Genomic DNA, 26,579 nt, shown 5'->3' on the forward strand with positions numbered 1-26,579 from the left:
ACGTCGCGCACTTAATCGTTTAGATTCAGTTTAAGCTGGGCTTAGTTACCAGAACCAGTGTCAGTACCTGTGCCAGCAGGTTCTGTTGGTGCGGTACTCTTCAGTTCCCAATCAATGGTTGCAGTGTAATGGCCAGCTTTAGCAGTAGAACTCTTCTTTAAATCAAGAGTAGAACCACTAAATTCAGCGACGTTGATACCACGTCCGTTTGTTGTGCTGTAAAGTGTTTCAGTGGAACCTGTTGTGATGCTCTTGTTCAGAGCAGAGAAATCTGCGAGCGTCAGGTAGTCTTGAGTGTACGCATCGTCTGCAGTGTCAAGATTCCCATCTGCACCAGCAGCATATTGATCAGTTACTGTCTTAGCATTACTACTTAGATTGAGTGTACCTTCGAGTGCACTACTAGAATCAGCGTCATTGGTGAACTTCGACAACGTGGCAGTAAGATCCCAGTCGTTGTCCTGACCCCGTAAGTCAGAAACAGTCAAGTGATACTTATCGTTGTTCTGATCGTTATTAGCACCAGACTTAGTTGCATCATCGGCAATTGCGCCAGACGCATTTTTAGCCATACCATCTACTGTTAGAGTCTTACCAGCAATCAGTTCAGAAGTAGAAACCTTACCAAAATCGAAGTTCGGCACTGCAACCAATTGTAGGTCACCATTCGTTGGCTTATCGGTATCTGGAATATTAACATCCGGCTTTGTCGTAGTCTCGGTCACTTCAAAAGTAGCATGGGACTGTGCCTTGTTGTCTGTGTATGCTGCAAAAGTAGGAACCATCGGTGCGGCCGTCATAACAAGCGTAGCCGCTGCTGTTGCAACACTGTAGAAAATTTTGTTCTTCTTCATAATAATTTTCCTCCTGGAAATGTGTTTTGAGTTTAGCCGGCGAGTTATTTGAGTGTCACCGTGTGGCTTTTGTTTACATTCTTATTATGCATGGTAAAAACCAGTTTGTGGGTTCACATTTCGTAAACTAATCTTCCACTTTTTAGCAAAATTATGAATTTTTCGAGAATTATTATTATACTAATAAGATTTATATTAATATTAACCGTATCTGTCTAGACCTTATCTGAATTCATATCCGCAAAAATTTTGCCCATTTTTCCCCAAAACACGAAAAAAAGCCGGTATTTTTCGCATATCGGCTTCTCGCTTACATTTATTATAGGATTTTTCTTACACTTTTATCTGGCAACGACGTTCAAAATTGTTTCGCATATTCCGCAGATAGCCATCAAAGTTAAAACTAATGTCTTACATACGTCACGAACTATATTCATGCTGATAACCGCGAAAACTTCTTATATTTTACGCGTTAATCGTTTTTTTCACCTTCAATTGACTGCTTTTTTGTCCATATCCGGCCGCTACCCCTCTTCCGGCATCTCAATCTCTGTGAAACGCAGTGACCGGCGCTTATAGTTCAGCCACATGAGTCCGGAGAATCCGACAAAGAAGCTCAGGAGTACCAGTAGATCCGCTGCCGGCCAGCTGTTCATCATGATGGTGTGCCGCAGCGCGTCCACCGTGTAGCTAATCGGCAGGTACGGGTGCACCGCCTGGAAGAAGCCACCGCTTAGTTCAATTGGGTAGGTCCCCGCCGAACTGCTGAGTTGCAGCACCAGCAGCACCATGGCGACGAATGCCCCGAGACGATCTAATGCCAGGTTCAGCCAGGTGACCATGTTCATCAGCACTAGCGCCGTTAGGACCAGCACCAGCCAGCTGGCAACGCCCAGGTCAGGGCGCAGGCCAGCAATCAGGTACAAGAAGCCATACTCTAACGTTGCCCCGAGCACCGCAACGCCGTTAATAATGGTCGTCTTGCTAGCCCACCACGCGGTGGCGCTCTTTGGCGTCTTGCGCGGGGTGACCGTGTCGAACATCATGTTGATGGCCATCGCCAGGACGTATAGCGCGACACCCGCCATGTACGGTGCCATGGCTGACCCGTTGTTCGGTACGTCATCGCGCTCCGTGCTCTTCACCGTTGCGGGGTGTGCCACCATTTTGGCGTTCTGCGTAGTGAAGTGCAGCTGCGGCAGCGCCTTTGCGCCAGCGGCTAGTTTCTGCTGTAGCGTCGTGCTTCCCGTTTGCAGGCTGCTACTGCCACTCTGGAGTTGGGCGGAGCCGCTCACCAGCTGGTCACTACCTGCGGCAAGTTTTTGTGCACCGGCAGCCAACTGGCTGCTCCCGGAGGTCAACGTCTGCCCCTTACTGCTGAGCGTCGCCAAACCTGTCGTCAGCGTCGTTGCGCCACCACTAAGTTGCGCAACCCCACTATTCAACTGGGTCACCTGTGGCAATGCGGCGCCCACGCTCGTATTCAGCTGCGTTGCTCCCGCCAAAAGTTGCTGGTTGCCGGCATTTAGCCGCTGTGCGCCAGTGGTCAGTTGCTGGCTGCCCACCTGCAGTTGTCCCGCCGCACTGGCCAGCTGCGTATTGCCGTTTGCGAGCTGATTAGCGCCAGTCGTCAGCTGGCCCAAGGCCGTCGAGAGTTGACTTGACTGTGCGCTGGTGCCGCTCAGTTGCGTAAGTGCCGTCTGCAGTTTTGTCAGCAGTGGTTTGAGCGCTGCCTCCTGCTTCTCGAGACTCGCTGCGTAACCCGCGGTGGCCGCCGTCTGCAGCTGCGCCGTTTGCGCCGCTGTAAGCTTCATCCCAGCCGCGGCAGTCGCTACGTTTGTCTTGGTCGCCGCGATTGCCTGCGTCTGCGCCGTCGTCAGCTGCTGCAAGCTGCTCTGCACAGCCGTCAGCAATTGCGCCAGCCCAGCAGTCTGACTGCTCCCCTGCGCCTTGTTCAACTCGTCGGCAAAAGTCTGCAGTGCCTTGGCGAACTGCGCCGACTTACTGGCCAGTTGCGCACTACTACTATTAAAAGTCGTCAGGCTGGCGTTCAGCTGCTGCGCGCCACTAGCCAGACTGTCGCTACCACTGGCGGCCGTGCTCAGACCCGACGCTAGTTGTGTGGTGCCACTGTGCAGTTGGTTCATCCCCGTTGCCAATGCCGGCAACTTGCCTTGCAACTCATCGAGGCCGCTGCTCAACTGGGTACCGCCCGCCGCTGCACTCGTCACGCCGGCCGCATATTGTTGACTGCCGCTCGCCAGTTGCTTGGCACTTGTCGCCAGTACGGTTTGCCCGGTGTTGACCGTTTGCGTACCCTGGTGCAGCGTCTGCGCACCACTCGTGAGCTGCGCACTCCCGTCTGCCAGTTGCCCCGCACCCTTGGCGGCCGTGGTCATGCCAGTTGCGACCTGGCTAAGACCGGCAACCAAGGTCTTGGTGTAAGCCTTGTTCAATTGGCCGTTAATCTGGTCCTGAATTTTGGTGGCCGCCGTGTCCGCAATTTTGCCTGCGAACAGGTTGCGACCGGAACTGGTCGTCAAGTGCAGACGCAACTGCTTAGGGTGCGCGCTGAAGACCGTGGTCGCGTTCTGGGAGAAATCACTGGGAATTGTGTAAACCGCGTAGTAACGGCCACTCTTGATCCCGGCCCGCGCCGTCTTGGCACTGACCACGCGAAAGTCGAGACTATCACTGCGCTTTAAGTTCGCTGCCAAATCCGCACCCAGCGTCAGCTGCTTCCCGTTCATGGTGGCTGACCGGTCCTGATTGACCACGGCTACGGGCAATTCGCCCGTCTTGCCGTAGGGATCCCACATCGATTTCAGAAAAGTCACAGCGTATATGGACGGAATCAGCGCAATTACAATCAGCGCTGCAAGTAAGAACTTGTTCTTCCGCAAGTATTTCAATTCTGCCTTTAACATCTGGCACCAGCTCCTTCAATCATTTTCTGAAAGTAGGATAACCAGGATTCTGCATTGCACCAACCCACTTACTGCCCATTTGGGGTTTAAACCCCACTTGTGGTTTAATTGGGGTCAAACAAGCAAAAAGGACGTGGACACATGGCGACAACGAAAACAGACTTACGAGCGCAGCGGACCGACAAGGCCATTCGCCAAGCTTTTGAAGAGATGCTGATGACGGGCGCAACGCCGATTAAGGTTTCCGCGCTCACCCAGCGTGCCGGCATCAACCGCAAAACCTTCTACCTGCACTACGACACCATCGAAGACTTAGTCGACAGTTACATCAGCGACGCGCGCGCCGACCTGCTCGGCCGCCTCGGTCAGCACACGCCACAGGAGTTCCTGGCTAATCGCGGCCTGCTGATCAACACCCTGACCGATTTCTTCACCGCCAACCAGGAATTCTATTCCTACATCATGTTCGCCGACGAGTACACGGCGCTCATCCGCCGTTTTCAGGACGACATCACGCGCACCCTGGCCAAGTCACTCAGCGAGGCCACCGACCTGTCCTTCGACGATGCGGCGCTGGTGCTCACGTTTTCCTGCAGCACCATCTTGACGATGCTGCGCATGCGATTGCGTGGTCAAACCAAAATGACGCCGGAAGAGATTCGCGAAAAGAGTGTGGCCCTGAACATTGGCGGTTTGCGCGGGGCAATGGGTCTGGACGTGTAAATTAACTCTTATATAGAAAAAAACTGGCGCAAACAGTTCCGAGGAGGAGCTGCTTGCACCAGTTTTATTTTGTCTATTCACGCCGATTTTCTCGTCCTAGTTTAGTGTTGCTTGCGCCAAACCCAGAGACCCGCACTCAAAACCAGTGCCAAGCCGGCGCCCAGCATGCTCAGAAGAACGGCAGGTTGATCACCAAACTGTCCTAGAACCCGCTTGCTCTGCGCCTTGGCAGTGGCATGGGTCGCATTCTTGGCCGCGTGCGTCTTTGGTTTGTCGACCTGGCCGGCCGTATCTGGTAGCCGTGTGCTCCCAGTATCCGGCGTCTTCGTCACGGTTGGCGTTTTGTCGTCAGTCGTCGGTGGTGTCGTTTCGCCACCGGTTGGTGGTAATGTCACCTCAGTCCCAGTTGTCGGTGGCGTCACCTCGGTACCAGTCGTTGGTGGTGTGATTTCCGTACCGGTGGTTGGCGGCGTTACCTCGGTACCAGTGGTTGGTGGTGTGATTTCCGTACCGGTGGTTGGCGGCGTTACTTCTGTGCCAGTCGTTGGTGGCGTCACTTCCGTACCGGTGGTTGGTGGTGTTACTTCTGTACCAGTGGTTGGTGGTGTGATTTCCGTACCAGTAGTTGGCGGTGTCACTTCCGTACCAGTGGTTGGTGGTGTTGTTTCGCCACCAGTCGTCGGTGGCGTCGTTTCGCCACCAGTTGTCGGTGGCGTCGTTTCGCCACTCGGGGTCGCCGTGTTTTGTACGGTCAGCACCTGCGCGTCCTTGCCATCGGCGAGGGTGACCGTTTGTGCGCTTTCCTTAGGCAGTTCGTAGCCCTTTGGCGCCTTGATTTCAGTCAGCCGGTATTCTTTTCCGCTCGGCAGGTCGACAAAGTTCAGAATCCCGTCTTGCCCCGTCACGCCGAAGCGGTCCGGCACGCTGCCATCAACTGCGCTCAGCCGGAACTGTGCGCCCATTAGCTTAGCCTTACTCTGCGCGTCAATTTTCGCGATACGTAGCGTCCGTGTTGTCCCAACCACTGCCGGTGTCTGCGTATTGTCGACCGTCACCGTCTGCGTATCGGTTCCCGCAGCCGGGTTCAAGAAGACTTCCTGGCTTGGTGTGTCCGTCAGAGTGTATCCCTCTGGCGCCGCCGTTTCGGTCAAAATGTACTTCAACCCCGCCGGCAGGTGTGCAAACTGCAGATTACCCTGGTCATCCGTTACTGCCTGCATTGGTGAGCCGGTACCATCTGCGCGTTCCAGCGTGAAGGTTGCACCCGCCAAGGCCTTTTGCGTCTTGGCATCCTGCTTGTGCACCTTGAGTGTTGCGTTGAGACTTTCGCTACCGCTATCGATGCTGCCGCTGGCGATGCTCAGATCAACCTTTGCCTCGGCCTGACGCCAAGTACTCAGAGGCAGGTCATCGCTATCTGCACTCGTTGCGCCTGCTGCACTTTGCCAGGCAACCGCCGCTTCATTCGCAACGGTGCCGGACTTAGCACTCAAGGTGTTGTAAGTGATCCGCACGTCATAACGGTTGATGGCCGCGCCCACGCCAGTGACTAAGCCGCCAAAATCACGGTTAAACTGTACAGTGAGCTGGTCGCCATCAATTTTGACGCTGTAATCAGGACTCGTCCCCGTACCATTCAAAGTGACAAAGTCGCCGGTTCCAGTTTGGAGCGCCACCTTGATGGAGGACGCGTCGACGCTGGCGCCCGTTTCGTTGTCTGCAAGCGTGTCGGTGACCACCGGCTTAATCATGCCGCGACCGGCATCATTGGCGTTAATCAGGTCCACCTGCCAGTTAGCGGTACGGGTGTTGTTCGGGTCAGCTTGCCCCTGCTTCGTGATGGCCTGCATCCCCTGGCCAGCAGAAACATTGGCCTGGGAACTGTAGCCTTTAATTTTGGTAGTCGCGGTCTCGTTGTCGTTCACCGTGACTTTGTTCGTGACGGTTGCGGAGTTGTAGAACCACTTGGTTTCGCGCTGCGTCTTGAAAACGACCCAAACCCGCTTGTTGCCGAGGTTGGCGAACTGTAAGTTCAGCGTTTGTCCAGAACCGGCAGCGCCGTCCGCCACCCAAGTATCCGCGGCGTTAGTCGGCAACAGGTCTGCATCGTCAGCTGCAGGCTGCGCTTGATCAATTAAACGACCGGCCGGCCAGTCACTAATTGCGGCGTTTGTGTCCGCCGTGTAGAACTGGAGCGAACCGGGAACAAAATTAAACTGCGCCCCATCGGCTACAGGCAGTGTGTCTGCTAAACTAGCCAGTCCGTACTGCAGGCTGCGCTGGTTAACCAGGATGCCCCAGGTCTGGGTGCCGTCGGTGTTGCTAACCCCAATTTTGCGGACACCCGTCAAAAGTGCAGGATCATAGCGAGCTCCTGAGCCTGATGAACCACCGGCGACCGCGACCTGGTCCTTTGGTGGCTCATAGTAGAAGTAAGCATTATTATCGAGCAGGTTGGAATTACTGCCCGTAATGTTGTCCAGCTGGTCTTGATCCAAATCCGCCCGGTAATTGACCCAAATACGGTCCGTCGTGTGGGCATAATCGCCAATCAGCTTGATGACAAAACCATATTCACCGCTGTTAGTGGTCTTCTGTGCAACCACCGATTCGCCTGGAAAACGCTGCAGGTATTCGTTGGTGGCAGTGGTCAGCGCGTTGGTGCTGGCATCTGCAGTGACTGGCACCTTGATGAGCTCATAATCCTTGCCTTCAATTAAGGCGTAGGCATTATTTTTGGCATCATCGTCCGCAGTGGAATGCATCACCAAAACACCGTCGTTCTTGCCGTCTTCGGTCTTGGTCAAGTCTGTCGCAGCTTCAATGCCTTTAACCTTGTCATCACTCATGTAGCGGTCCGCATCCCGATCAGTGGCCAATGATTTCAACCCTGCCGGGAAAACATCAAACATAACCGCGTTGTTCATTTCACGGTGTTGCGAATTGAAAATAACTTGCCAATCCAAAGCCTGACCAACATAGTCCATGGTCCCACTAGCCTTGGAAATATCAGCTTCACTGTTAGTCGAAACGTCCGCGTACTGCGTGTCTGCATCTTCTTGGACCACGTTGCGCACAGTTGCGTCCTTACCCAGAGCGCCAAGGTCCGTACTGTAAGTGAGCATAAACGCCGCGTTGGCTGGTGCATCACTAGCCCCCGTGTACGCAATCTGCATCTGGTTATCGCTTGTCTTAGTCACTCTAAACGCATTGGTGTAATCCACCGCATTGGTGACCGCATCGGACTTGGTCGCCAGCATGCTGCTACCGTCTTTTTGGACCAGCATGGGGTTACCCTGCGCATCCATCACGACTTGGTAGGCGTGGAAACTGCCCTGCGTATACTTCACGCTGTCGGTAGCGGCAGGCACGGTTGCGCTCGTCTTAATCCCGAACGTATCGGTAATGGTGCGGCCCGCCTTAAAAGGTGTCTGCTGATAGTTCCAGTCGATTGTCCAGTTAATGGCATTGCCAGCCGCCGTCAGTTCGCCCTGCTTTGCCAGCATTGAGCCCGCATTGCGGACGGCCAGCACCTTATTGGCAGCCAGCGCCGTGTCATCCGAACCCGCACCAGTTGCCGTCAGGTAACGCGTACCGGTGCTGCGCACGCCCGCCAGCGTGCTGATACCCGTATTGGCCCGCTGCACCGTTGCCTGGTAGGCGACTTCGTAACCGGTCTGCGTATCAATGCCGTTCGTCAGGTAAATCTGCAGCTGGTTATCCGCAGCCACCACGTTGTAGTCTTGGCCCTGCACCAGCGTTTTGCGGCTACTGCTGAATGAACCGTCCGCGTTCAGTTTGGCAGCGGTCACGACCACTTTCGCCAAGTCATCCGCAGTAAAGGCTAATAGGTCGCTACTGATGGCGTTACCCTGCGCATTTTGCGCAGCCAGCGTTACCGCGAGGTCTGGGTTGGCGGTCCGTTGACTCGCATCGGCTGACCACTTCGGACCGTCGGCACCAGTGTTCCCGCCGTCGCCATTGAAGTCGGTTACCCCACTAATCGTGCGCGGGTTCACCGCAGCGTCGGCAGTCAAACTTTGTGCAACAACCGGTTCACCCTTGGCGACAAACTGCAGGTTGTAGCTCGTCGGCGTTGGTGTCGTGGCAAAATTCAGCTTTTGCGTTAAGTCAGTATTGCTCAACTGCTTAAACTGCAAATCCTTCATGTTCAAAGTCAAATTCTGACTAGCCGTCTCTGCTTTGAGCAAAGTGATTGTCAGCTCGCCAGTGTTCGCATTCAGCGTCCACTTGGCCGTGTCATCAGATCCGCCGAAAGTTCCGGTGCTCGTGGCACTACCGTCACTGGCCGTTGGGTAAGCGAGCGCCGTCGGTAATTGCACGCTTGCGCTCGCACCCGCCGCATACCCCGTCTCACTGGCAGGATAGCTGAACTGCAGCGCCAAGTTGACGTGCTGATTCTGATTCAGCGTGGCCGGTGCTTCCGGCAGCGCTGTCCCATCGTCTTTCGTCAATTCGGCCTTGTCAAAACTCACGGGTAAAGTCGTCGCAGGTTCGCCGCTAGCGAAAACCTGCGCCGCGGGAGCCAGTGTCTGGACCACCAGCCCCAAAATCGCAATTAAAAACAGCAATCCGTGTTGCCATCGTTTTCTATTGCGCATATTTACTCCTCCTCCCACCTCTAAGTAATAATTGCACCGTTATTACACCATCATCGTAAACGAAAGCGTACACTCGTGCAAACGCTTTATTTGGTTTTCGCAATCGTAATATTTATGCATTTATAATTTTCAGGTTATTCTACTTTGAAACTGATCCCCGTCATTTTTCAGACGTCAAAATAACGGCCATTATTCATTACGGCGTACTTTTGTACCAAAAAATAGCCCCTCACCGCACTTGGCGGCGAGAGGCTATTCAACCGATTCTCGGGACTAGTTTTTACTTAATATCCGTCCACTCCCATTCGCTGACTTCAGGGATGTCCTCCCCAACTTCACGAATGTAGTCGTGGTGCTTCTGCAATTCGGCGTCCATCTTTGCGACGAAGGCACCGGCCTTATCGGCGTAACCCGGCACGGACATAATGGCGTCCTTAGCCAAGTGGAAACGATCGAGTTCGTTCAGCACGCGCATGTCAAATGGCGTGGTGATGTCCCCTTCTTCGCGGTAGCCGTGCACGTGCAGTTGACGGTTAGCACGTGGGAACCAGATGTCGCGAATCAGACCCTCGTAGCCATGGAAGGCGAAGATGACTGGCTTGTCGGCCGTAAAGTAGCTGTTGAACTCAGCGTCGCTCAAACCGCGGGGGTCAACTTCAGGGGCCCGCAACTTAAGCAGGTCGATGACGTTGATGAAGCGGATTTTGAGTTCTGGGAAACTGGCGTGCAAAATGTCGATGGCGGCCAGACTCTCCAGGTTAGGTTCCGTCCCGGCTGCGACCATGACCACGTCTGGTTCAACGCCGTCGTCAGTACTTGCCCAGTCGATGCGGCCCAGGCCCTGCTGCGCGAGCAAGGTGGCTTCATCAATCGAGTAGAACTGCGGGCGTGGCTGCTTGGACGCAATCAAGATGTTGACGGTCTGCTCGCTGTTAAATAGCAGTGGCGATACCGCCAGCATGGAGTTAGCATCAGCAGGCAGGTATTCACGCACGTAAGCCGGGGTCTTCTCGGCCACGTGGGTCAGGATACCAGGATCTTGGTGCGTGTAACCGTTGTGGTCCTGCTGGAAACTCGTGGACGTGGACACGATATTGAGTGATGGGTAGTGCCGGCGCCATGGTTGTTCGTCGGCTTCCTTGATCCACTTGAAGTGCTGCGTAATCATGGAGTCCACGACGCGCAGGAAGGCCTCGTAACTGGTGAACAGGCTGTGGCGTCCGGTCAGGGTGTAACCTTCGCTAAAGCCCTCGCTCTGGTGTTCGGACAGCTGGGAGTCGATAATCCGACCGGATGGGGCCATCTTCTCGTCCGTGTAATCGTTGATTGGTTCGAGCCATTGACGCTTAGTTGCTTCAAAAAGCCCGTATAGGCGGTTACTCATGGTTTCATCAGGACCAAAGATGCGGAAGTTATCTGGGTTGAGCTTAATCATCTCAGCCAGGTAGTCGGACCACACAATCATGTCCTGCTTAACCTGCTTGCCGTGCTTACTGTTGTCGAGCGCGAACTTACGGTAGTCAGGTAGCACGAGTGGCTTAGGATCAATCCCGCCGTTAGTAATTGGGTTGCTGGACATGCGCTTGTCTGGCGCCGGGATCAAGGCCTTGAGTTCAGGCACCAGTTCACCGTCTTCAGTAAACTGCTGCTCTGGGTGGTAGGACTTGAGCCAGTCGGTCAGGTTGTCGGCGTGGGTCATGTCGGCCTGCTTGACTGGAATTGGAATCTGGTGGGCACGGAAGCTGCCTTCAATTGGCAGGTCATCCCAGGTCTTTGGACCCGTCCAACCCTTTGGTGTGCGGACAACGAGCACTGGCCAGTGCGGCATGGTGGCGTCGCCGGTCTCGCGGGCATGCTTTTGGATGGCCTGAATAGATTCAATGGCCTGGTCCATCGCCGCGGCAAGTTCTGGGTTGAGCTTCTTCGGATCGTCACCCTCAACAAAAATTGGAGCCCAGCCAGCACCTTCAAGGTACTTGGCCACGTCTTCATCGCTCTTGCGGGACAAAATTGTCGGGTTGGAAATTTTGAAGCCGTTCATGTGGATGATTGGCAGTACGGCACCATCATGAATTGGGTTGATGAAGGTGTCGCTGAACCAGCTAGCTGCGAGCGGGCCGGTCTCGGTTTCCCCATCCCCAATCACGGTTGCGGCAATCACATCAGGGTTGTCCAAAATGGCGCCAACCGCGTGACTCAAGGAGTAACCCAGTTCGCCACCTTCGTGCATGGAACCTGGCGTTTGGGCGCTGGCGTGGCTGGCGACACCGCCTGGGAAGCTAAACTGCTTGAACAGACGCTGCATCCCCACCTTGTTCTGCGGGATGTTCGGGTAAACTTCGGAGTAATGGCCGTCCAAGTAGGCGTTGGACACCATTACCTGGCCACCATGACCGGGGCCTTCGATGTAGAACATGTTGACGCCATACTTGTTAATCACACGGTTCAAGTGGGTGTAAATGAAGTTTTGCCCGGAAATCGTGCCCCAGTGGCCGATTGGGTACGGCTTAACATCACTTGCCACCAGTTTCCGCTGCAGTAGCGGGTTGTCCTTGAGGTAGAGCTGGTCAACGGATAGATAGTTGGCAGCCTCCCAGTAGCGGGTCATTAGGTCAAAGTATTCGGTAGAAGAGTAATCTTGTGAAGCCATTCCAAAACCTCCATATTTCAGCGGCGCGCGGCATCGCTTTCATTGATAGGTTCAGTATACCCTATTTGCTCTTGGGAATGCAGGGTGCAGACTGGCGGGTTTGTCAGGAGTACGACTGGTTTAGTCCGGATCTGGAACGAATTAACTCCGCGGACGCGGCGAGGCAGCGCGGGGTCGCTCACGCCGAGTCAACTCGGCTACCGCTAAACTTTTTGCCGAAAACCACGTCAAAATGTTTACCCCGAGCAGGAGTAGCGAGAATAATACGGCTAACGCCGGTTGTTCTCGCTACTCCTGCTCTTTTCGCGCTACCTCACCACGTCCGCTCCGTTAATTCGTTCCAGATCCTCAGTGCATCCTTGCTACTTTGGTGGTAATTTTCTCACTGCATCAGTCTCTATGAGTTACCAATTGGTGCGTCAAACTATGAAAAATAGTTCGTGACACCCGCCTTTCTGCCCACTACAATGGGAACAAATAGGAAGTAAGGGAGAGTTGTCTTATGTCTAAGAAATCCGTTCTTTTCGCCTTCGCAGCCGGCGCTGCCGCGACCGTTCTGCTGCAACACGTCCACATCGATCTCAGCATTGCCGCTAAGCGTAAGGTCGCACCTGGTACCCCTGAAGATTCCGTCGTGCCTGCACCAACGGTCAGCCAGCGCGTGCCTCGTCCTGGCCGCCCGCGTCCGCAAATGAAGACCGCCGGTACTAAGCACCCTGCTAAGCGCGTACACTAAAACTTCTATAGTAAAAGAAAAGACGACCCGCAAAATTTGCGAGTCGTCTTTTTACATGCAGTGCTAACGCACTGCCACTTTTTTATTCTTTTGCTTCGCTTTCGAGTTTCGTCAGCAGGTACTTAATCGCTGGGAACATCAGGGCCACGCTGATTACCGCAATGGCAACCAATACCGCGACGCTCGATGCGACCGTCGATGCGCTAATCCCACTGGAGATAGCATTCCGGTAACCGTTAATCGCGTAAGTCATCGGCAGGAAGCGTTGCGTCGATTCGTACAGCGGACTAATCGTCTCGGCTGGGAAGAGACCACCCGATCCACTCATGGTGAGCAGGCCCAGGGCAACGAAGATCCCGACACCCCCGAACGCCAGGTTCAGGAATTGTGTCATGTACATCGCCGCCAGTGCAAAGAGAATGGTCATGCCGTAGAACTGACCGATGTGGTCAACGTGCAGGCCAACGACCAGCATCAATGTTGCTTCGATGATCGCCATTGCCAGAGCAACCAGGGTGCCCACCGCGAACTTCGCCTTGAACCAATCAGCGACACTCTTGTAGCCGTCGTGACGGCGCATTGGGTAGCTGAAGTTGAAGATGATAATCGCAATGAACAGGGCCAGTGCCAGCACGTATGGTGCAAGCGCGTCACCGTAGTTAGGCACGGTGGTCAGACGCTTCTGCACAGCCTTGCTTGGTTCTGCAAACATTTTGGCGGTCAGGTTAGTCAGCTTGACGCCGTTAACCTGCTTGTAGCCATCGCCCAAGCCGTCAGCCAACTGGCCGGAGCCGTCCTTGAGCTGCTTGGTGCCGGACGTCAGAGCTGGTGAGTTGCTGTTCAGCTGATCAGCACCATCGGCCAGCTGAGTAACACCGCTCCCGAGTGCTGGGGTCTGGCTGTTAAGTTCTTCCAGACCGTCTGCCAACTGGACAGAGCCGTCACGTAGTTGCGTAACACCAGATGCCAATGTTGGTACCTTGGAATTAAGTTGACCGAGGCCACCACGCAATTGTGTTGAACCATCAAGCAGTTGAATGATTGCGCCAGCCAGCTGTGGTGCCTGGCCATTCAATTCGTCTAGTCCAGCAGATTCCTGCTTCGAACCATCGTAAAGTTGCTTAACGCCACTCTGCAGCGCCGGAACAGATCCATTCAGTGTTGTCATGGCAGATACAAGTGACGGCGTCTTGGTCGAACCAATATTCACACCGTTGTTCAGCTTGACAGCGCCAGTATTCAGTTGCGTAGCACCATCATTAATCTGAGTCGCTCCATCGTTCAGCTGCGTCATCCCATCATTCACTTGTTGAACTGCAGATGCGAGCGACATCGAAACACCCTCGCCGCCAGAGACATTCGCATTCAGTTCAGCAGTACCTTCAGTGAGTTTCTGCAGTGCTTCCGTGAAGGTCAGTTTGGGGCCGGACGGGTTGGTTGGATCTGTATTAGCCTGTGTAAGACCTGTGTTGAGTAGACTAACCGCAGCCTGCAAGCCTGCAGGATCGCCAGCTGCATCCTTGGCGGTCGTTGTCATTTGCGCATAAACGATGTCATTGAGTTCAGCACTATTGGTAGCCGTTGTTCGTGTTTGATCCATTGCTTTTTTAAGATTTGTAAGCAATGCTTTAAATTTCGCCTTAGTTGTAGCGTCAGCTTTAGTTCCGGATGTAGTCCCAGTTGAAGCGGTGGCTCCGGAGGTGTTTGAAGTTGTTGTAGTCTGTTGACTTGTACTTCCTGTGCCACTAGCTGTTTGGGTATCATCTGGCAGTCCGTCAACGGCTTGGGCAAGCTGCTTATAAGCATCTTCTTGAGCAGCCAGCTTAGTAGTCACCCTATTTACAGCATTCCACTTGATATCTGTCGGCAATGTCATGTCGACTTTTAACACAGATTTAGCAAGCCCAGACGTAATCGCGGTCTTTAAGTCCATAACCTCTAAGAAATTAATTGCTGTGCCAAAATTGTTCACATTATCATTAATCTCACTATTAAGCTTGCCGACCTTACCCACCAAGTCATTTTGTGTAATGATCTGGTCCTGCAATCCGGCCATCCCCGTTGCCAAATCATTCACAGCCGATACTAGCGAAGGTGTGTTGGCATCTCCTTGTAAAACTGCTTCATAGAGCTGCTGGGTTCCGGCACTAAGCTTGCTTGTACCGTCTGTTAATTGGCTAGTTGCGGTGCTAAGTTGACCCGTACCATCGCTTAATTGTGTGGCACCACTAGCCAGGGACCCGTCTCCGACAGCGACCGCATTATAAATACTGTTAACCCCTGTTGCTAATTGCGGGGCCTTACTGTTGAGTTCGCCTAGACCAGCGCTAATTTTGTTACTGCCGTCATCAAGCTTTTGAACATTTTCAGGCAGGGTGTGTGTCTTTTTATCAACTTTGTTCAGACCGGTCACAATCTGCTGACTACCTGAATATAGCTGCACCACCCCGTCGCTTAACGCTGGAATATTGCCATACAACTGCTGCAGGCCTGTCTTCAGCCGCTCGCCCCCATCGGTAAGCTGCTGGACACCAGAACTCAGTGGCTTAACCGCCACCTTCAGTGTCTGCAGACCATCGTGCACCTGGGAAACCCCCACGGTGTACTTGTTCACCCCGTTGTCCAGGGTAACGATGCCGTCACTCAGCTGCGTGGCACCGGTGGCTGCCTTGCCGATTTGCTTGCCAATCTGCCCCACCTGGGCAAACAGCGTGCTGGCGAAGGCGTTGGTCACCTTGGCGCGGATCTGGCTGTTCAGCTTGTCAGCGCCGACCTGACTCATGACTTCACTGATGTAGTTCAGCGAGCCGTTCGTCTTGTAGCTTAATTTCATCTGCTTCGGGTGCGGCTGAAGGACAGTGGCCGCGTTCCGGGAGAAGTTCCGCGGAATCGTGATGACCGTGTAGTACTTGTTGTCCTTCAGCCCCTGAGCAGCGGCCTTCTTGCTGACAAAATGCCAGCCCAGTTGGTCGTTGCTCTTCAGGTTCGCGATGGTTTGTTCCCCAACGTTGACCTTTTTACCTTCCAGTGTTGCGGGCTCATCTTCGTTGACCACCGCCACGGGAACCTGTCCGGTATGACCGTACGGATCCCATGCAGAAGTCAGAAAACAGAACGAATAAACAAACGGAATTACGATAACTGCGACGAGCAATAACATAACTGATTTGCTCTTAAAGATGTTCGCAAACTCCTTCTTAATCAATTGCAGATTCACTCCTTTAGCCAAAATGTGGTGTCCGTTACACCTGTAACGGGTAGTTTTGAACAATTTTTGCCAAAAAATAGCGTGGACGACGTGACCACCATCACGCCGCAAACATGAACGTTCGCGTTTCACGTTATATAGATAACGAAAATTCGTCCAAACTGATACTAGTTAGTGTACATTTATAAGCGCATTTTGCATACGATACAGTCGTAACGTTTACGCTGCAGCCAATCTGTTAGCAAGCAAAAAAGAGCTCCGCACGCATCCATTAACGTTCGGGGCTCCTTTCACTCTTTACCTATTAAATTGTCATTCACTCTTCGGCGGCCGCGGGTCATGCTCACGATGCCACTGCGCAATCTGCGCCAGGCGCTGCGCCCAGCGTACTTCGCTGCCCTGATTGCTCGGGTGGTAGTAATGTTTTCCCACCAAATTGTCCGGCATCGTTTGCATGGTCGTCAGCTTGTCCGGCGCGTCTTGGGCGTAGCGGCACGGGTTCGGCCAATGTATGTTCAGCGTCCGCCTTGGCAGCTTGGTAGCCATCGTAAACCGCGCTGCTCTTTGGTGCGAGCGCTAGGTAGGCCGTCGCGTGAGCCAGGTTAACCGAACACTCCGGCATCCCCAGAAACTGGCTCGCCTGAAACGCCGCCACCGCAATCTCCAGCGCGCGCGAATCGGCCAACCCAACGTCTTCGCTGGCAAACTGCACGAGTCGCCGCGCCACGTAGAGCGGATCTTCGCCCGCCACCAGCATCCGTGACAACCAGTAGAGCGCCGCGTCGACATCGGAATTGCGCATCGACTTGTGCAAGGCCGAAATCAGGTTGTAGTGTTCCTCGCCATTCTTGTCATAAAGCAGGGCCTTCTTGCCCATAATCTGACTCAGGTCGGCCTCGCTAACCACCGTCTTGTCGCCATCGACCTGGCCATTGGTCACGGCCATCTCCAGCGTGTTGAGCGCGGTGCGGGCGTCGCCGTTGGCGTACACCGCAATTTTGTGCATCAACTCATCTGGCATCTCAACAGTAAAGTCGCCCAATCCGCGTGGATCGGCAAGCGCGTGCTTTTGCAAAGTGACCAGGTCGTCTTCGCCCAGTGCGTGCAAAACAAACACGCGCAGCCGCGACAATAGCGCCGAGTTGATTTCAAAGCTCGGGTTCTCGGTCGTGGCGCCAATCAAAATGATGCTGCCGCGCTCCACGTAGGGCAGAAAGGCATCCTGTTGCGCCTTGTTGAAGCGGTGGATTTCATCCACGAACACGATGGTTTTCTTGCCGAGCGCCCGGCTGTCCTCGGCGTCTTGCATTACCTGGCGAATCTCCTTGATGCCGCTGGTGACGGCGGAGAAGTTAATGAACTCCGCCTTCGTTTTGCGCGCAATCAGCTGCGCCAACGTGGTTTTACCCACACCGGGTGGCCCCCCAGAAAATCATCGAGCTAATCTGGTCTTTTTCAATTAAGTTGTACAGCACCCGTCCCGGCGCAATTAACTTCTGCTGGCCAACAAACTCGCTGAGTTCTTGTGGCCGCACCCGGCTCGCCAGCGGCTGGTACCCGCCGCTGGGTACGTCAAGGCCGCGGTGCTTCTCGGTCGCATCGCCAAATAATGATTCTTGATGCATCGCGTATCCCCTCTAGAAATCGTACTCCTCATCGTTCAAAATCGTGCTGGCGTGCAGCACCAGCCGGCCGTCGCTACGCCGCTCAAAATGATTGGCAAGGTACAACTGCTCATCTGCCGGCCGCACAATCTGCCCGGCAATCAGTCGGTTCAGTCCTAGTTCGTGCACGGCAAAGCCCACCATCCGCGGCAGAATCTCGCTGAGCACCGCGTTATCAGCGTTCGCGGCGTTGGCCATGCGCACGGTCGCGCACTGGCGGTCAGTGCTGAAACCGTAGAAACCAAAAGTCGCGAGCAATGTGTCTTCCTCGCGCGACCGAATCCCGTATAACAGGGCCTGATTGCCCATAACCAGCGCCATCGCCCGGTTCACGAAGTGCGCACTCACAGTGATATCCGCATCGACGGGACGTTGCTGCGCCTCGGCGACATCCAGTTCCCGCCGCAGCGCGTAGATTTCCTTCAGCTTAAACGCCGTCAGCCAATCCAAGGTGTAATGCCGCGACATAATCGGGTGGTACTTCTCAAAATTCTGTATGGTTCTCCGCCCCTTTTCCGTGTTTTTACTAACTTAAGTTTAGCACACTTGTACGCGAAACCGGCCACGCAAAGAACAGGCGCCCGCACTAGGCGGACGCCTGTTCCTCAATACTTATCGCGCTTGGCTTTTGCTAGTCTTCGTGGCGCTTACGAATTCCGAAGATACCCAGAATTCCCAGTGCGGCTGCGAGGGCCAACCCGATGCTGCTCATGGTGCTGCTTTCGCGGTCACCAGTCTGTGGCAGCGTGCTTTGACCCGTGCTTGGCAGGTTCTTTGCGGCCTGCTTAGTGCTGGTCGTTGCCAATGTGGTCTTAGCTGCGCTCTTGCCTGCGTTGTTCTGTGCAGGAGCCGCCGCTACCGTCTGCGTGTCTTCATCATCGAAGTCACCAGTGCTTGGCAGCAGAATCTGTGCTGGTGCGTCTTCTTCTGTAGCAGGCGTTGCAGTCGCAACCTCAGTCGTCTTCGTCGTCGCCGCAGTGGTTTCACCCATCGTGCTTGGTAGCGTCGTTGCTGCGACCGTGGCGCTTGGCTGCGTCGTCGCTGTGCTTACAGCAGGCTGGGTGTTTGCCGTGTTGACACTCGTTGCAACGGTACGTGCTGTTGTCGCTACCGTGTTTGGTGTGCTAATCGTTGCACTTGGTGTTGGTGTTGCGAAGGTTGTCTGTACCGTTGACGTTGGCGTGGTCGAAACAATAGGTGTTGTGGTCGTTGCACCACTAGGCTGCTGCGTGTTGTCGAAGAACTGATCTGGGGATACGCTCAGTGCAGCGCCGGTAGCAGTCTTAACCTGCGGCTGGGTTTCCGGAACGGTGGTTTCCGTTTCAGTGCTTGTCGCCGGTGTTTCCCGGTTGTCGTAGAAGTCATCCGCGGTCACACTCACACCAGCATCCGTGGCAATCTTAGTCTGCGGCTGAGTTTCAGTCTCAGTTGTCGTTGCTGGCGTTTCCCGATTGTCGTAGAAGTCGTCCGCGGTGACACTCACACCGCCGTCGTCCGTAGCTACCTTGGTTTGTGGTTCGGTAGCCGGCTCAGTCGTTGTTGCTGGCGTCTCCCGGTTGTCGTAGAAATTCTCGGCAGTCACACTCACGCCGCCGTCATCAGTAGCCACCTTCGTCTGTTCCTTAGTTTCCTCTGTAGTTGCATCAGGATCCGTGGTATCAGTTGCTGGTGCTGTCACTTCCGGAATGGTGATGGCTAGGTCTGGCCCAACTGCCGTGTGATTTGTTGCGTAAATCTGCAGTTCGGTGCCCGGCGTTGCGAAGCTAACCGGAATCAGCAGGGTGAAGTCGCCGTTGTCGCCGGCAATTGCGCTCGGTGAGTTGGCGTCATCGGTTGTCCCGGTGACGGAAATCATGTTGCCTTCAAAGCTGTGGCCCTTGATGGTAATGGTGGTACCATCGTTAGTAATCTCACCGATAGTTGGTTTGATTGGCTGTGCGTAAGGCACGGTGTTGACGCTCTTTTCGCTCACCATACCGTCGTAACTCGTCTGGCCGTAGTAGGCATCACCTTCGTGAAGCTTGTCGCTGAGCGGAATATCGATGTAGTATTCACCATTTTCATCGGATACTTGCGAACCCAGCAGCTCGCCGGCTTCATTGTAGACGCTCATCAGGGCATTTGGCACCGGTCCGTCCGTGGACATGGTGTAGCCGTGAACGTGCAGAACCGGTGTACTTGCGGAACGCAGCCGTGCTTGTTCTTGGACATCCAAGTTACCATCCATCTGCGGTTTGGTCAGCGTGATGGTGGCATCTGGTGCGTTCAGGTCAGGACGTTCTGGCACTTCGATAGCCGTGGCATCACTGACACCACCGGCCGTCTTCTGGGTTGCGCTGATGTGCGAGCCAATTGGGGCATCCGTTGCCTGGAAGTCAGCAGCGTAATTCCCCTGCTCGTCGGCCGTCATAGTCTGGGTCACCCCGGAATCGGTGGTCAGCGTGACTTCAGCACCCGCTTCCGCAGTCCCAGTTACGTGGACCTGGGCCCGCTTTGGTGGGTTCGCCACGCCGGTTGGTGCGTCCGGGATTGCCAGTGGCACCTTGGCATCGATGCGGTCACTCGTGCCACCCTTACCAGTTTCGGTCACCCCAACGGTGCTTTCGGCTGGCATTTTGCTTTCTGGAATGGTGATGTCGTAGGTGCCGTCATCCCCAACCGGCACAGAAATCTGCCCGCCAGTTTCTGGAATCAACGTGATGGTGTCGCCTGGTTCGCCGGTCCCGGTAATGTGGACCTTGCCACCCTTTGGCGCGTCAATGGTTGGCTGCTGGGCAACTGGCTTCGGGTATGGCACTGGGTCAATATCCGAATCACTATCACCGCCCAGTGTGGTCTGTGTGGTCTTCAGCGTGGAGCCGCTTGGTGCGCTAGCTTCTGGAACGTCGAGGGCAAAATTACCATCGCCATCGGCAGTGCCAGTGACAGGATTTCCACTTTCTGGGGTCACGGTAATCGTCGCGCCCGGTTCAGCAGTCCCGGTCACGTGAATCAAGTCATCCTTTGGCGCCGCCACGTTCGCTTCTGGTGCATCAGGCACAGCGTATGGCACTGGCTTGGTTTCCGGTTCGCTATCGCCACCCTTACCGGTCTCAACAACGGTCACGTCACTGCCAGGTTGGGCTTCGCTTTCAGGAATCTGGGTCTTGAACTTGCCATCAGGGCCGACAGGGACGGTAATTGGGTCGCCGCCCGCGGTCTTAATGGTGACGGTGTCGCCAGGTTCACCCGTCCCGCTGACTGGTACGCTCCCATTTTCAGGTGCGTCAACCTTAACAGTAGGCTTTGCTGGTGCGTTGTATGGTACTTCATCCGTTGCCGGCAGGCTGTCGCCACCTGGCGTGGTTTGCGTGGTGGTAATCTTCGTGCCACTTGGTGCGTCGGTTTCTGGAATTTCGGTTTCAAAATTACCTTCGCCGTCAGCCGTCGTGGTTACTGGGTCGCCGCCTTCAGGGGTAATCGTCACGGTGGCGTTCGGTTCACCCTTACCGGTAACCTTCACGTTGCCATCCGTTGGCTTGTCGACGGTAACCGCTGGTTCATCGGGCACAGGTTCGTCCACAGTGTCGGTTGCGGGATCGCTGTCGCCGCCCTTGCCGGTTTCAACAGCGGTCACCGTGGTGCCCGGCGCGGTTTCTGGAATCTGAGCCTTGAACGTCCCGTCATCACCAATTGGTACGGTGATTGGGTCGCTGCCGTCAGTCTTAATCGTGACGGTGTCGCCAGGTTCACCCGTCCCACTCACTGGCACATTGCCATTTTCAGGGGCGCCAACGTCAAGCGTTGGCTTAGCTGGTTTGTTGTATGGTACTTCGTCAGTTGCGGGCAGGCTGTCGCCACCCGGCGTCGTCTGCGTGGTGGTAATCTTGGTGCCACTTGGTGCGTCGGTTTCCGGAATTTCAGTTTCAAAATTCCCTTCACCGTCGGCCGTCGTGGTCACTGGGTCGCCGCCTTCAGGGGTAATCGTTACGGTGGCGTTTGGTTCACCAGTCCCAGTGACCTTCACGTTGCCGTCAGTTGGTGCATCAACGGTAACTGCTGGCTCACCAGGCACTGGTGTCTTCACGGTGTCAGTTGCGGGATCGCTGTCGCCGCCCTTACCATGCTCAACCGCGGTGACTGTGGTGCCTGGTGCAGTTTCGCCTTCAGGCACCTGGGCCTTAAACGTGCCATCACTGCCAACCGGCACGGTAATTGGATCGCCGCCATCTGGCGTAATTGTCACGGTGTCGCCAGGTGTGCCGCCCACGCCGGTCACAGGAATGTTGCCGTCAACAGGTGCACCGACGTCAATCGTTGGGGTGCTTGGTTTGTTGTAAGGCACTTCATCCGTTGCGGGATCACTATCACCGCCGCCCGTTGTCTGAATCGTTGTGACCTTAGTGCCACTTGGTGCTTCGCTTTCAGGAATGTCAGTTGCAAATTTACCATTCTCATCAGCGGTCGTGGTCACTGGTGTGCCGCCCTCAGGCGTGACCGTGACGGTCGCATTTGGTTCACCGGTCCCGGTCACGTGCACTTGACCCTCAGCTGGGGTACTAAGATCAACTTCAGGTGCATCCGGTTGCGCTTCCGGAACGGTCTTGGTCGCAGGGTCACTGTCGCCGCCCTTACCATGTTCAACCGCGGTAATATCGCTACCTGGCTTTGCTTCGCCTTCCGGAACTTGCGCCTTAAACTTACCGTCACTGCCAACTGGGACGGTGATTGGGTCACCACTGGCAGGTGTAATCGTCACGGTGTCACCAGGCGTACCGCCCACGCCGGTTACAGGAACGTTGCCGTCATCGGCCGGACCAACGTCAATCTTTGGCTGTGCCGGTTTGTTGTAAGGCACTTCATCCGTTGCCGGGTCGCTCTCGCCACCAGGCGTTGTCTGCGTGGTTGTCACCTCAGTACCGCTTGGTGCTTCGCTTTCAGGAATCTCAGTTGCAAAATTCCCATCGCCGTCAGCCGTCGTGGTAACTGGGGTACCACCTGCAGGTGTTACCGTGATGATGGCGTTTGGTTCGCCCTTCCCAGTGACTGGAATTTGACCATTTGTTGGTGTGCCCAGGTCAACGCTCGGAACATCAGGCTTACCTTCCGGCACCGTCTTTGTGACTGGGTCACTGTCGCCGCCCTTACCGTGTTCAACGACGGTAATGTCGTCACCCGTCTTGGCCTCATTGGCAGGAATCTGCGCCTTGAACTGACCGTCATCGCCAATTGGAACGATGATTGGATCGCCGTTTTCAGGTGTGATGGTTACAGTGTCACCTGGCTTACCAGAACCGCTGATTGGCACATCTCCGTTTTCTGGCTTACCAACATCCACCAGCGGGTCACCCGGTTTGGTGTATGGGACCACCACTTCGTTTGCCGGGCTTGGGCCACCAGACGTTGTCTGAATCGTGCTGATTTCGGCCCCTTCAGGCGCATCACTCACTGGCACGTTCGCGTTAAACTTACCGTCCTCACCTGCCGTCGTGGTTACCGGCGTACCCGGCTTGCCGTCAACGCTTGGTGTGATGGTAATTTCGGCACCAGGTTCCGCTGTCCCGCTAACTGGCTGATCAGTGGCTGTTGGGGTACCAAGTGTCACATCTGGTTTATCCGGCGTTGCGTATGGTACCGTCAGTGTTGCAGGGTCACTGTCCCCACCCTTGGTCGTCTGAATCACATTAATTGTGCTGTTTTCTGGTGCCGCACTTTCCGGAACCAGCGCGGTGAACGCGCCATTGTCATCGGCGGTTGTTGTAATTGGTGAGCCGTTCGCTGGTGTCAGCGTGACTTTTGCGCCGGGTTCAGCGTTACCAGTGACAGTGATGACACCGTTGACCGGTTTGCTGATTGTCGGCGTGAGTTTACCTGGTTTGTCGTATGGTACCTGGGCAATTGCTGAAGGCGGGCTCTGCAGTTCATGTAGCGTCTGAGTCGCCGTCAGGTCGGTACCGGCCGGTGCATCGGTAAGTGGCACGGAAACCAGGTAGTGGCCATTTTCATCAACTGTGCCGCTGCCTACGGTCTTGCCGCTAGGATCAGTAATTGTGATGGCCGCGCCTGGTTCCCCGCTCCCACTAACGGTGGTGTTGGTGCCACCGGGTATACGCGCAGCGCCGATGGTTGGTGCATCTGGTGCGGTGTACGGAATTTGTGCATCTTCAGGATTACTCTTCCCACCGGGGGTTTCCTGAATCACTTGAATCGAATCACCCTGTGGCGCTTTGTCATACGGCACGTCAATGCTGTACTGGCCATTGCCATTAGCTGTCCCAGTACCAACAACTGTGCCCTTATCAGTAAGGGTGACGGTCGCATTCGGTTCTGCGGTACCCGTTACAGTCGTGCCGCTGCCATCCGTGTTGGCAGTCGGGTGAACTGTCGGCTGACCTGGTTGGGCAAATGGAATTGCAACCTCCTTCCCCTTACTTTCTTTACTACCGTCAACGTACACGATATAAACGTCAACTTTGTCCCCGTAGGTCGCCTTAGTCAGTGGAATGCTGATGCTGTAATGACCACTGTCATCCAACATCGCAACCCCGATTTCGGTACCATTTTCCAAACGCACGCTGATGTACGCATCCGAGCTAGTGATAGGATCATCAGGCGCGTATTCCGCGGTCCCATCAACGGTAAACGCACCCGCATCCAACTCATTGGCGTTGTACGTTGTCTGCACTGTTGGGGCGACAAAAGCCGCGAAACTCGGTGCACTACCCATGAACACCGGACCAAGAATAAAGCCCGCGGCAGCTGCCGCCGCGATTACCCACTTTTTCCCGTCCTTATACATCCGGTAACGCCGTTTAACGTCTGTTACCTTTACGTTCGATTTATTGTCGCCAACCCCATATTTCATAACTACCTCCAAGGATATCAACCCAAAATTGTAATTAAAAAACTAGTGGTGCATTTAATTCGAATAACCACTCAACCCATTTTATAAGTGACTATTGAATAATAATCGGTTCCGCCCGACAAGTTGATTATGCACCTTAGCGTTAACTTTGTTGGTTCAATATTTAAAAACTAATCGTTTGATTTTTGCTAATTATAACTATATTCATGCATAATTAGCTTGCTTGTTAAAATAACGTATCGTTATTTTAACATTCATAAGTTCAGACTGATTAGAATGCTAATCGATATTACCTTCCATGGTTGGGGCAACGAGCACAATTTCAGCCGTTGGTGCATTTAAATCTGGACGTTCAACCTTGACACTCGTTGCTTTACTAATCCCGGCATCGGTCGTCTGGGTCATTTGGACCACTGAACCAACTGGTACCTTCTTTACATCGAACGTCATGGTGAAGCTCCCGGCATCTGTTGCAATTGCGCTACCAACGCTCTCACCATCAACAGTGAATTCAACTGTCGCGCCGTTTTCAGCGTTCCCAGTAACGGTTGCCACCCCGCGCTTGACTGGCGTGATGATGGCGACCGGTGCGTCTGGCGCTTCCTGCACGGCTAATTCCAAACTTGGGCTCGTCAGTTTGCCACCCTTACCGTCATCAACCGTGGCCGTCACCGTCAGCTTGCTTCCTGCTGGCGCCGCGCCGCGGGTCACAATCGCTTCATAGTCCCCATTGTCATCCGCGGTCACGGTTACCCCGCCACCAGTTGACGTCGTTAAGGTCACTTGTGCATTCGGTGCCGTATCGCCGCTGACCGGGATAAATTGATCATCTGGCAAAATCGTTCCCTTTGGCGTTTGGAAGATGTAGGTGATTTTCTCAGTGCTACCTTGTGGTTCTTCCGGACCAGAATTTAGACCACTGTTGTAGGCAGTAGCATAATTAGCCGTGAACCCATTGATTACGGGTGTTGTCACTGGTACCAGCTGTTCATCTGGCGTCCAAATCGGCGTGCCATCCGCCGCAAAGCTTTCCGTCCAAGTAATCGACTGCGCGTAATCCGCTGGTGTCAGCACACCGGCACCCACATAGTGAACGACGTAATTCGTAACCACACTGCTTGCCACCGCGAGCGTCCCACCGGCTGCTGCCGTCGCCACGTTGTAGCCACCATTTTCGCCAAGTGCCGTCGTTAATTTTGTCAGTCCGGATGCGGTCAGAACAAACGCATTCTGATGTACGCCATCCGTCGGCGTCACGCCGTCTGCAAGTTCAAAATCACCGCTGACAAGTTCAATTGGTGTGCCGTGATTAGTCCCATCCGCGTTGACTGCCTGAACGCTCAAGCTGCCTTGGTAAGTGCTTGGCAAACTTGCCGCTGGGGTATCCAGCGCAATGGTGCCGTTCAGCGTGAGGCCAAGTTCGCCCGGCTGAATGTCCAAATCACCGCCATATGGAATGGCGTCGACGTCGAATTCAGCACTCGGATATGCTTTAGCCACCGCCGCGCTGACCAACGCCTTACCAGCGGCTGTCAGCTGGAAATCACCGGTGTGCACGCGCGCACCGTAGCCGGTCGCCCCTGGCTCCCAGGTGAAGTCACTCACATCTGGCAGCACCACATTCAGCGTTTGCTGACCGGCCGTGACCTTCACAGTCAACTTATTCGCACCGTAGCCCGCGACAATCTGTGACCAGATGCTGTCGCCGGCATGATCCGCTTGCGTTGGTTTTGGCGCCGTGCCATTGTACTTCACAGTCAGCGTGCCGGTAATTGTTGCACTAGCGGTATTGGCCGGAATATCAACGGGGGCAATGACCTGCGTCCCTTGGTCAAGCAGGGTCACGGTCGTGCCGTAGTAGTTCCTTGCTTTGGCAGCCGGAATATTGATTTCGACGGTGCCGTCAGCCTGTGCGTCGAGGGTGCCGAGGACGTTACCAGTCTTCGTGGCCTCATCGGCATCGGCATACCCGCTACCGCTAATTACCCACACGCTATCGCTTGGCTTGGCGCCGGTTCCGGTAACCGTGACACTATCGTTGTTTTCAATGACCGCGGTCCCAGCCAGTTTCTGTGAAGTTGGCGTCGTGGTTGTGGTGCCCGTACCCGTGTCAGTCCCGGTACCTGTCTCAGTACCCGTACTTGGCTCGGACTCACCAGTTTCCGTGATATCCGCACTACCGTCACCATCTTTGTCGGCCAGTTGAATTTTGAGTGGGTAATAATTCTCATCTGGGTTGGCGCCGAAGTCGAATTCAAATATATTGCTGCCTGGATTATTCACCTCGGTATTTGGGACATGAAATCGCATCTGGCCGGTCTGAAAGCAACGTTTGGAGCGTTGCGAATACT

At 54.6% G+C, this 26,579-nt stretch carries 10 protein-coding genes and 1 pseudogene; 2 read left to right on the forward strand and 9 right to left on the reverse strand.

All coding sequences use genetic code 11. The annotated features are described in order from the left end of the window. Nucleotides 1–41: 41 nt before the first annotated feature. Both EKM97_RS03350 and EKM97_RS03355 read right to left on the reverse strand, forming a co-directional pair. Complete coding sequence (locus EKM97_RS03350; RefSeq protein WP_125570870.1) at nucleotides 42–854, reverse strand: WxL domain-containing protein; 813 nt, start codon at nucleotides 852–854, stop codon at nucleotides 42–44. A 524-nt stretch (nucleotides 855–1,378) separates the two neighbouring features. Then, a complete protein-coding gene (locus EKM97_RS03355) occupies nucleotides 1,379–3,781 on the reverse strand; it encodes a YhgE/Pip family protein (RefSeq protein WP_125570871.1) in 2,403 nt (800 codons plus the stop codon). Nucleotides 3,782–3,922: 141 nt separating this feature from the next. On the opposite strand from EKM97_RS03355, the gene EKM97_RS03360 reads away from it, so the two are divergent. Then, on the forward strand, nucleotides 3,923–4,504 hold the full coding sequence (locus tag EKM97_RS03360; RefSeq protein WP_125570872.1) for a TetR/AcrR family transcriptional regulator: 582 nt from the start codon (nucleotides 3,923–3,925) through the stop codon (nucleotides 4,502–4,504). Nucleotides 4,505–4,605: 101 nt separating this feature from the next. On the opposite strand, the gene EKM97_RS11885 is transcribed toward EKM97_RS03360, so the two are convergent. Both EKM97_RS11885 and EKM97_RS03370 read right to left on the reverse strand, forming a co-directional pair. Continuing rightward, the gene (locus EKM97_RS11885) at nucleotides 4,606–9,126 is read right to left on the reverse strand and encodes a SpaA isopeptide-forming pilin-related protein (RefSeq protein ID WP_164507421.1); all 4,521 of its coding nucleotides are present in this window, start codon (nucleotides 9,124–9,126) and stop codon (nucleotides 4,606–4,608) included. A gap of 280 nt (nucleotides 9,127–9,406) precedes the next feature. After that, nucleotides 9,407–11,776, reverse strand: a complete 2,370-nt coding sequence (locus tag EKM97_RS03370) for a phosphoketolase family protein (protein WP_125570873.1) — start codon at nucleotides 11,774–11,776, stop codon at nucleotides 9,407–9,409. Nucleotides 11,777–12,278: 502 nt separating this feature from the next. On the opposite strand from EKM97_RS03370, the gene EKM97_RS03375 reads away from it, so the two are divergent. Next, nucleotides 12,279–12,512: a hypothetical protein gene (locus EKM97_RS03375; protein WP_125570874.1), complete on the forward strand. Its 234-nt coding sequence runs from the start codon at nucleotides 12,279–12,281 to the stop codon at nucleotides 12,510–12,512. Between the two features lie 82 nt (nucleotides 12,513–12,594). Here EKM97_RS03375 and EKM97_RS03380 read toward each other — a convergent pair whose 3' ends face one another. The 5 genes and pseudogenes from EKM97_RS03380 to EKM97_RS03400 all read right to left on the reverse strand — a co-directional run. Beyond that, complete coding sequence (locus EKM97_RS03380) at nucleotides 12,595–15,717, reverse strand: YhgE/Pip family protein (protein WP_125570875.1); 3,123 nt, start codon at nucleotides 15,715–15,717, stop codon at nucleotides 12,595–12,597. A gap of 315 nt (nucleotides 15,718–16,032) precedes the next feature. Next, nucleotides 16,033–17,345, reverse strand: a pseudogene (locus EKM97_RS03385) (replication-associated recombination protein A). Between the two features lie 12 nt (nucleotides 17,346–17,357). Then, complete coding sequence (locus EKM97_RS03390; RefSeq protein WP_125570876.1) at nucleotides 17,358–17,852, reverse strand: N-acetyltransferase; 495 nt, start codon at nucleotides 17,850–17,852, stop codon at nucleotides 17,358–17,360. Nucleotides 17,853–18,015: 163 nt separating this feature from the next. Beyond that, nucleotides 18,016–24,228 carry an Ig-like domain-containing protein gene (locus tag EKM97_RS03395; protein WP_125570877.1) on the reverse strand — a complete coding sequence of 2,071 codons (6,213 nt, stop codon included), beginning with the start codon at nucleotides 24,226–24,228 and terminating at the stop codon, nucleotides 18,016–18,018. Between the two features lie 279 nt (nucleotides 24,229–24,507). Beyond that, on the reverse strand, nucleotides 24,508–26,579 hold a 2,072-nt coding region (locus tag EKM97_RS03400; protein ID WP_225419202.1), incomplete at its 5' end, for an Ig-like domain-containing protein.

Source organism: Lacticaseibacillus songhuajiangensis, assembly GCF_003946025.1.
In the GTDB taxonomy this organism is placed as follows: Bacteria; Bacillota; Bacilli; order Lactobacillales; family Lactobacillaceae; genus Lacticaseibacillus; species Lacticaseibacillus songhuajiangensis.

Bases quoted from the DNA above. Each gene is read 5' to 3' on its own strand.
- EKM97_RS11885 (WP_164507421.1), bottom strand. From the start codon at position 9,126: ATGCGCAATAGAAAACGATGGCAACACGGATTGCTGTTTTTAATTGCG.
- EKM97_RS03355 (WP_125570871.1), bottom strand. From the start codon at position 3,781: ATGTTAAAGGCAGAATTGAAATACTTGCGGAAGAACAAGTTCTTACTT.
- EKM97_RS03375 (WP_125570874.1), top strand. From the start codon at position 12,279: ATGTCTAAGAAATCCGTTCTTTTCGCCTTCGCAGCCGGCGCTGCCGCG.
- EKM97_RS03360 (WP_125570872.1), top strand. From the start codon at position 3,923: ATGGCGACAACGAAAACAGACTTACGAGCGCAGCGGACCGACAAGGCC.
- EKM97_RS03370 (WP_125570873.1), bottom strand. From the start codon at position 11,776: ATGGCTTCACAAGATTACTCTTCTACCGAATACTTTGACCTAATGACC.
- EKM97_RS03350 (WP_125570870.1), bottom strand. From the start codon at position 854: ATGAAGAAGAACAAAATTTTCTACAGTGTTGCAACAGCAGCGGCTACG.
- EKM97_RS03395 (WP_125570877.1), bottom strand. From the start codon at position 24,228: ATGAAATATGGGGTTGGCGACAATAAATCGAACGTAAAGGTAACAGAC.
- EKM97_RS03390 (WP_125570876.1), bottom strand. From the start codon at position 17,852: ATGTCGCGGCATTACACCTTGGATTGGCTGACGGCGTTTAAGCTGAAG.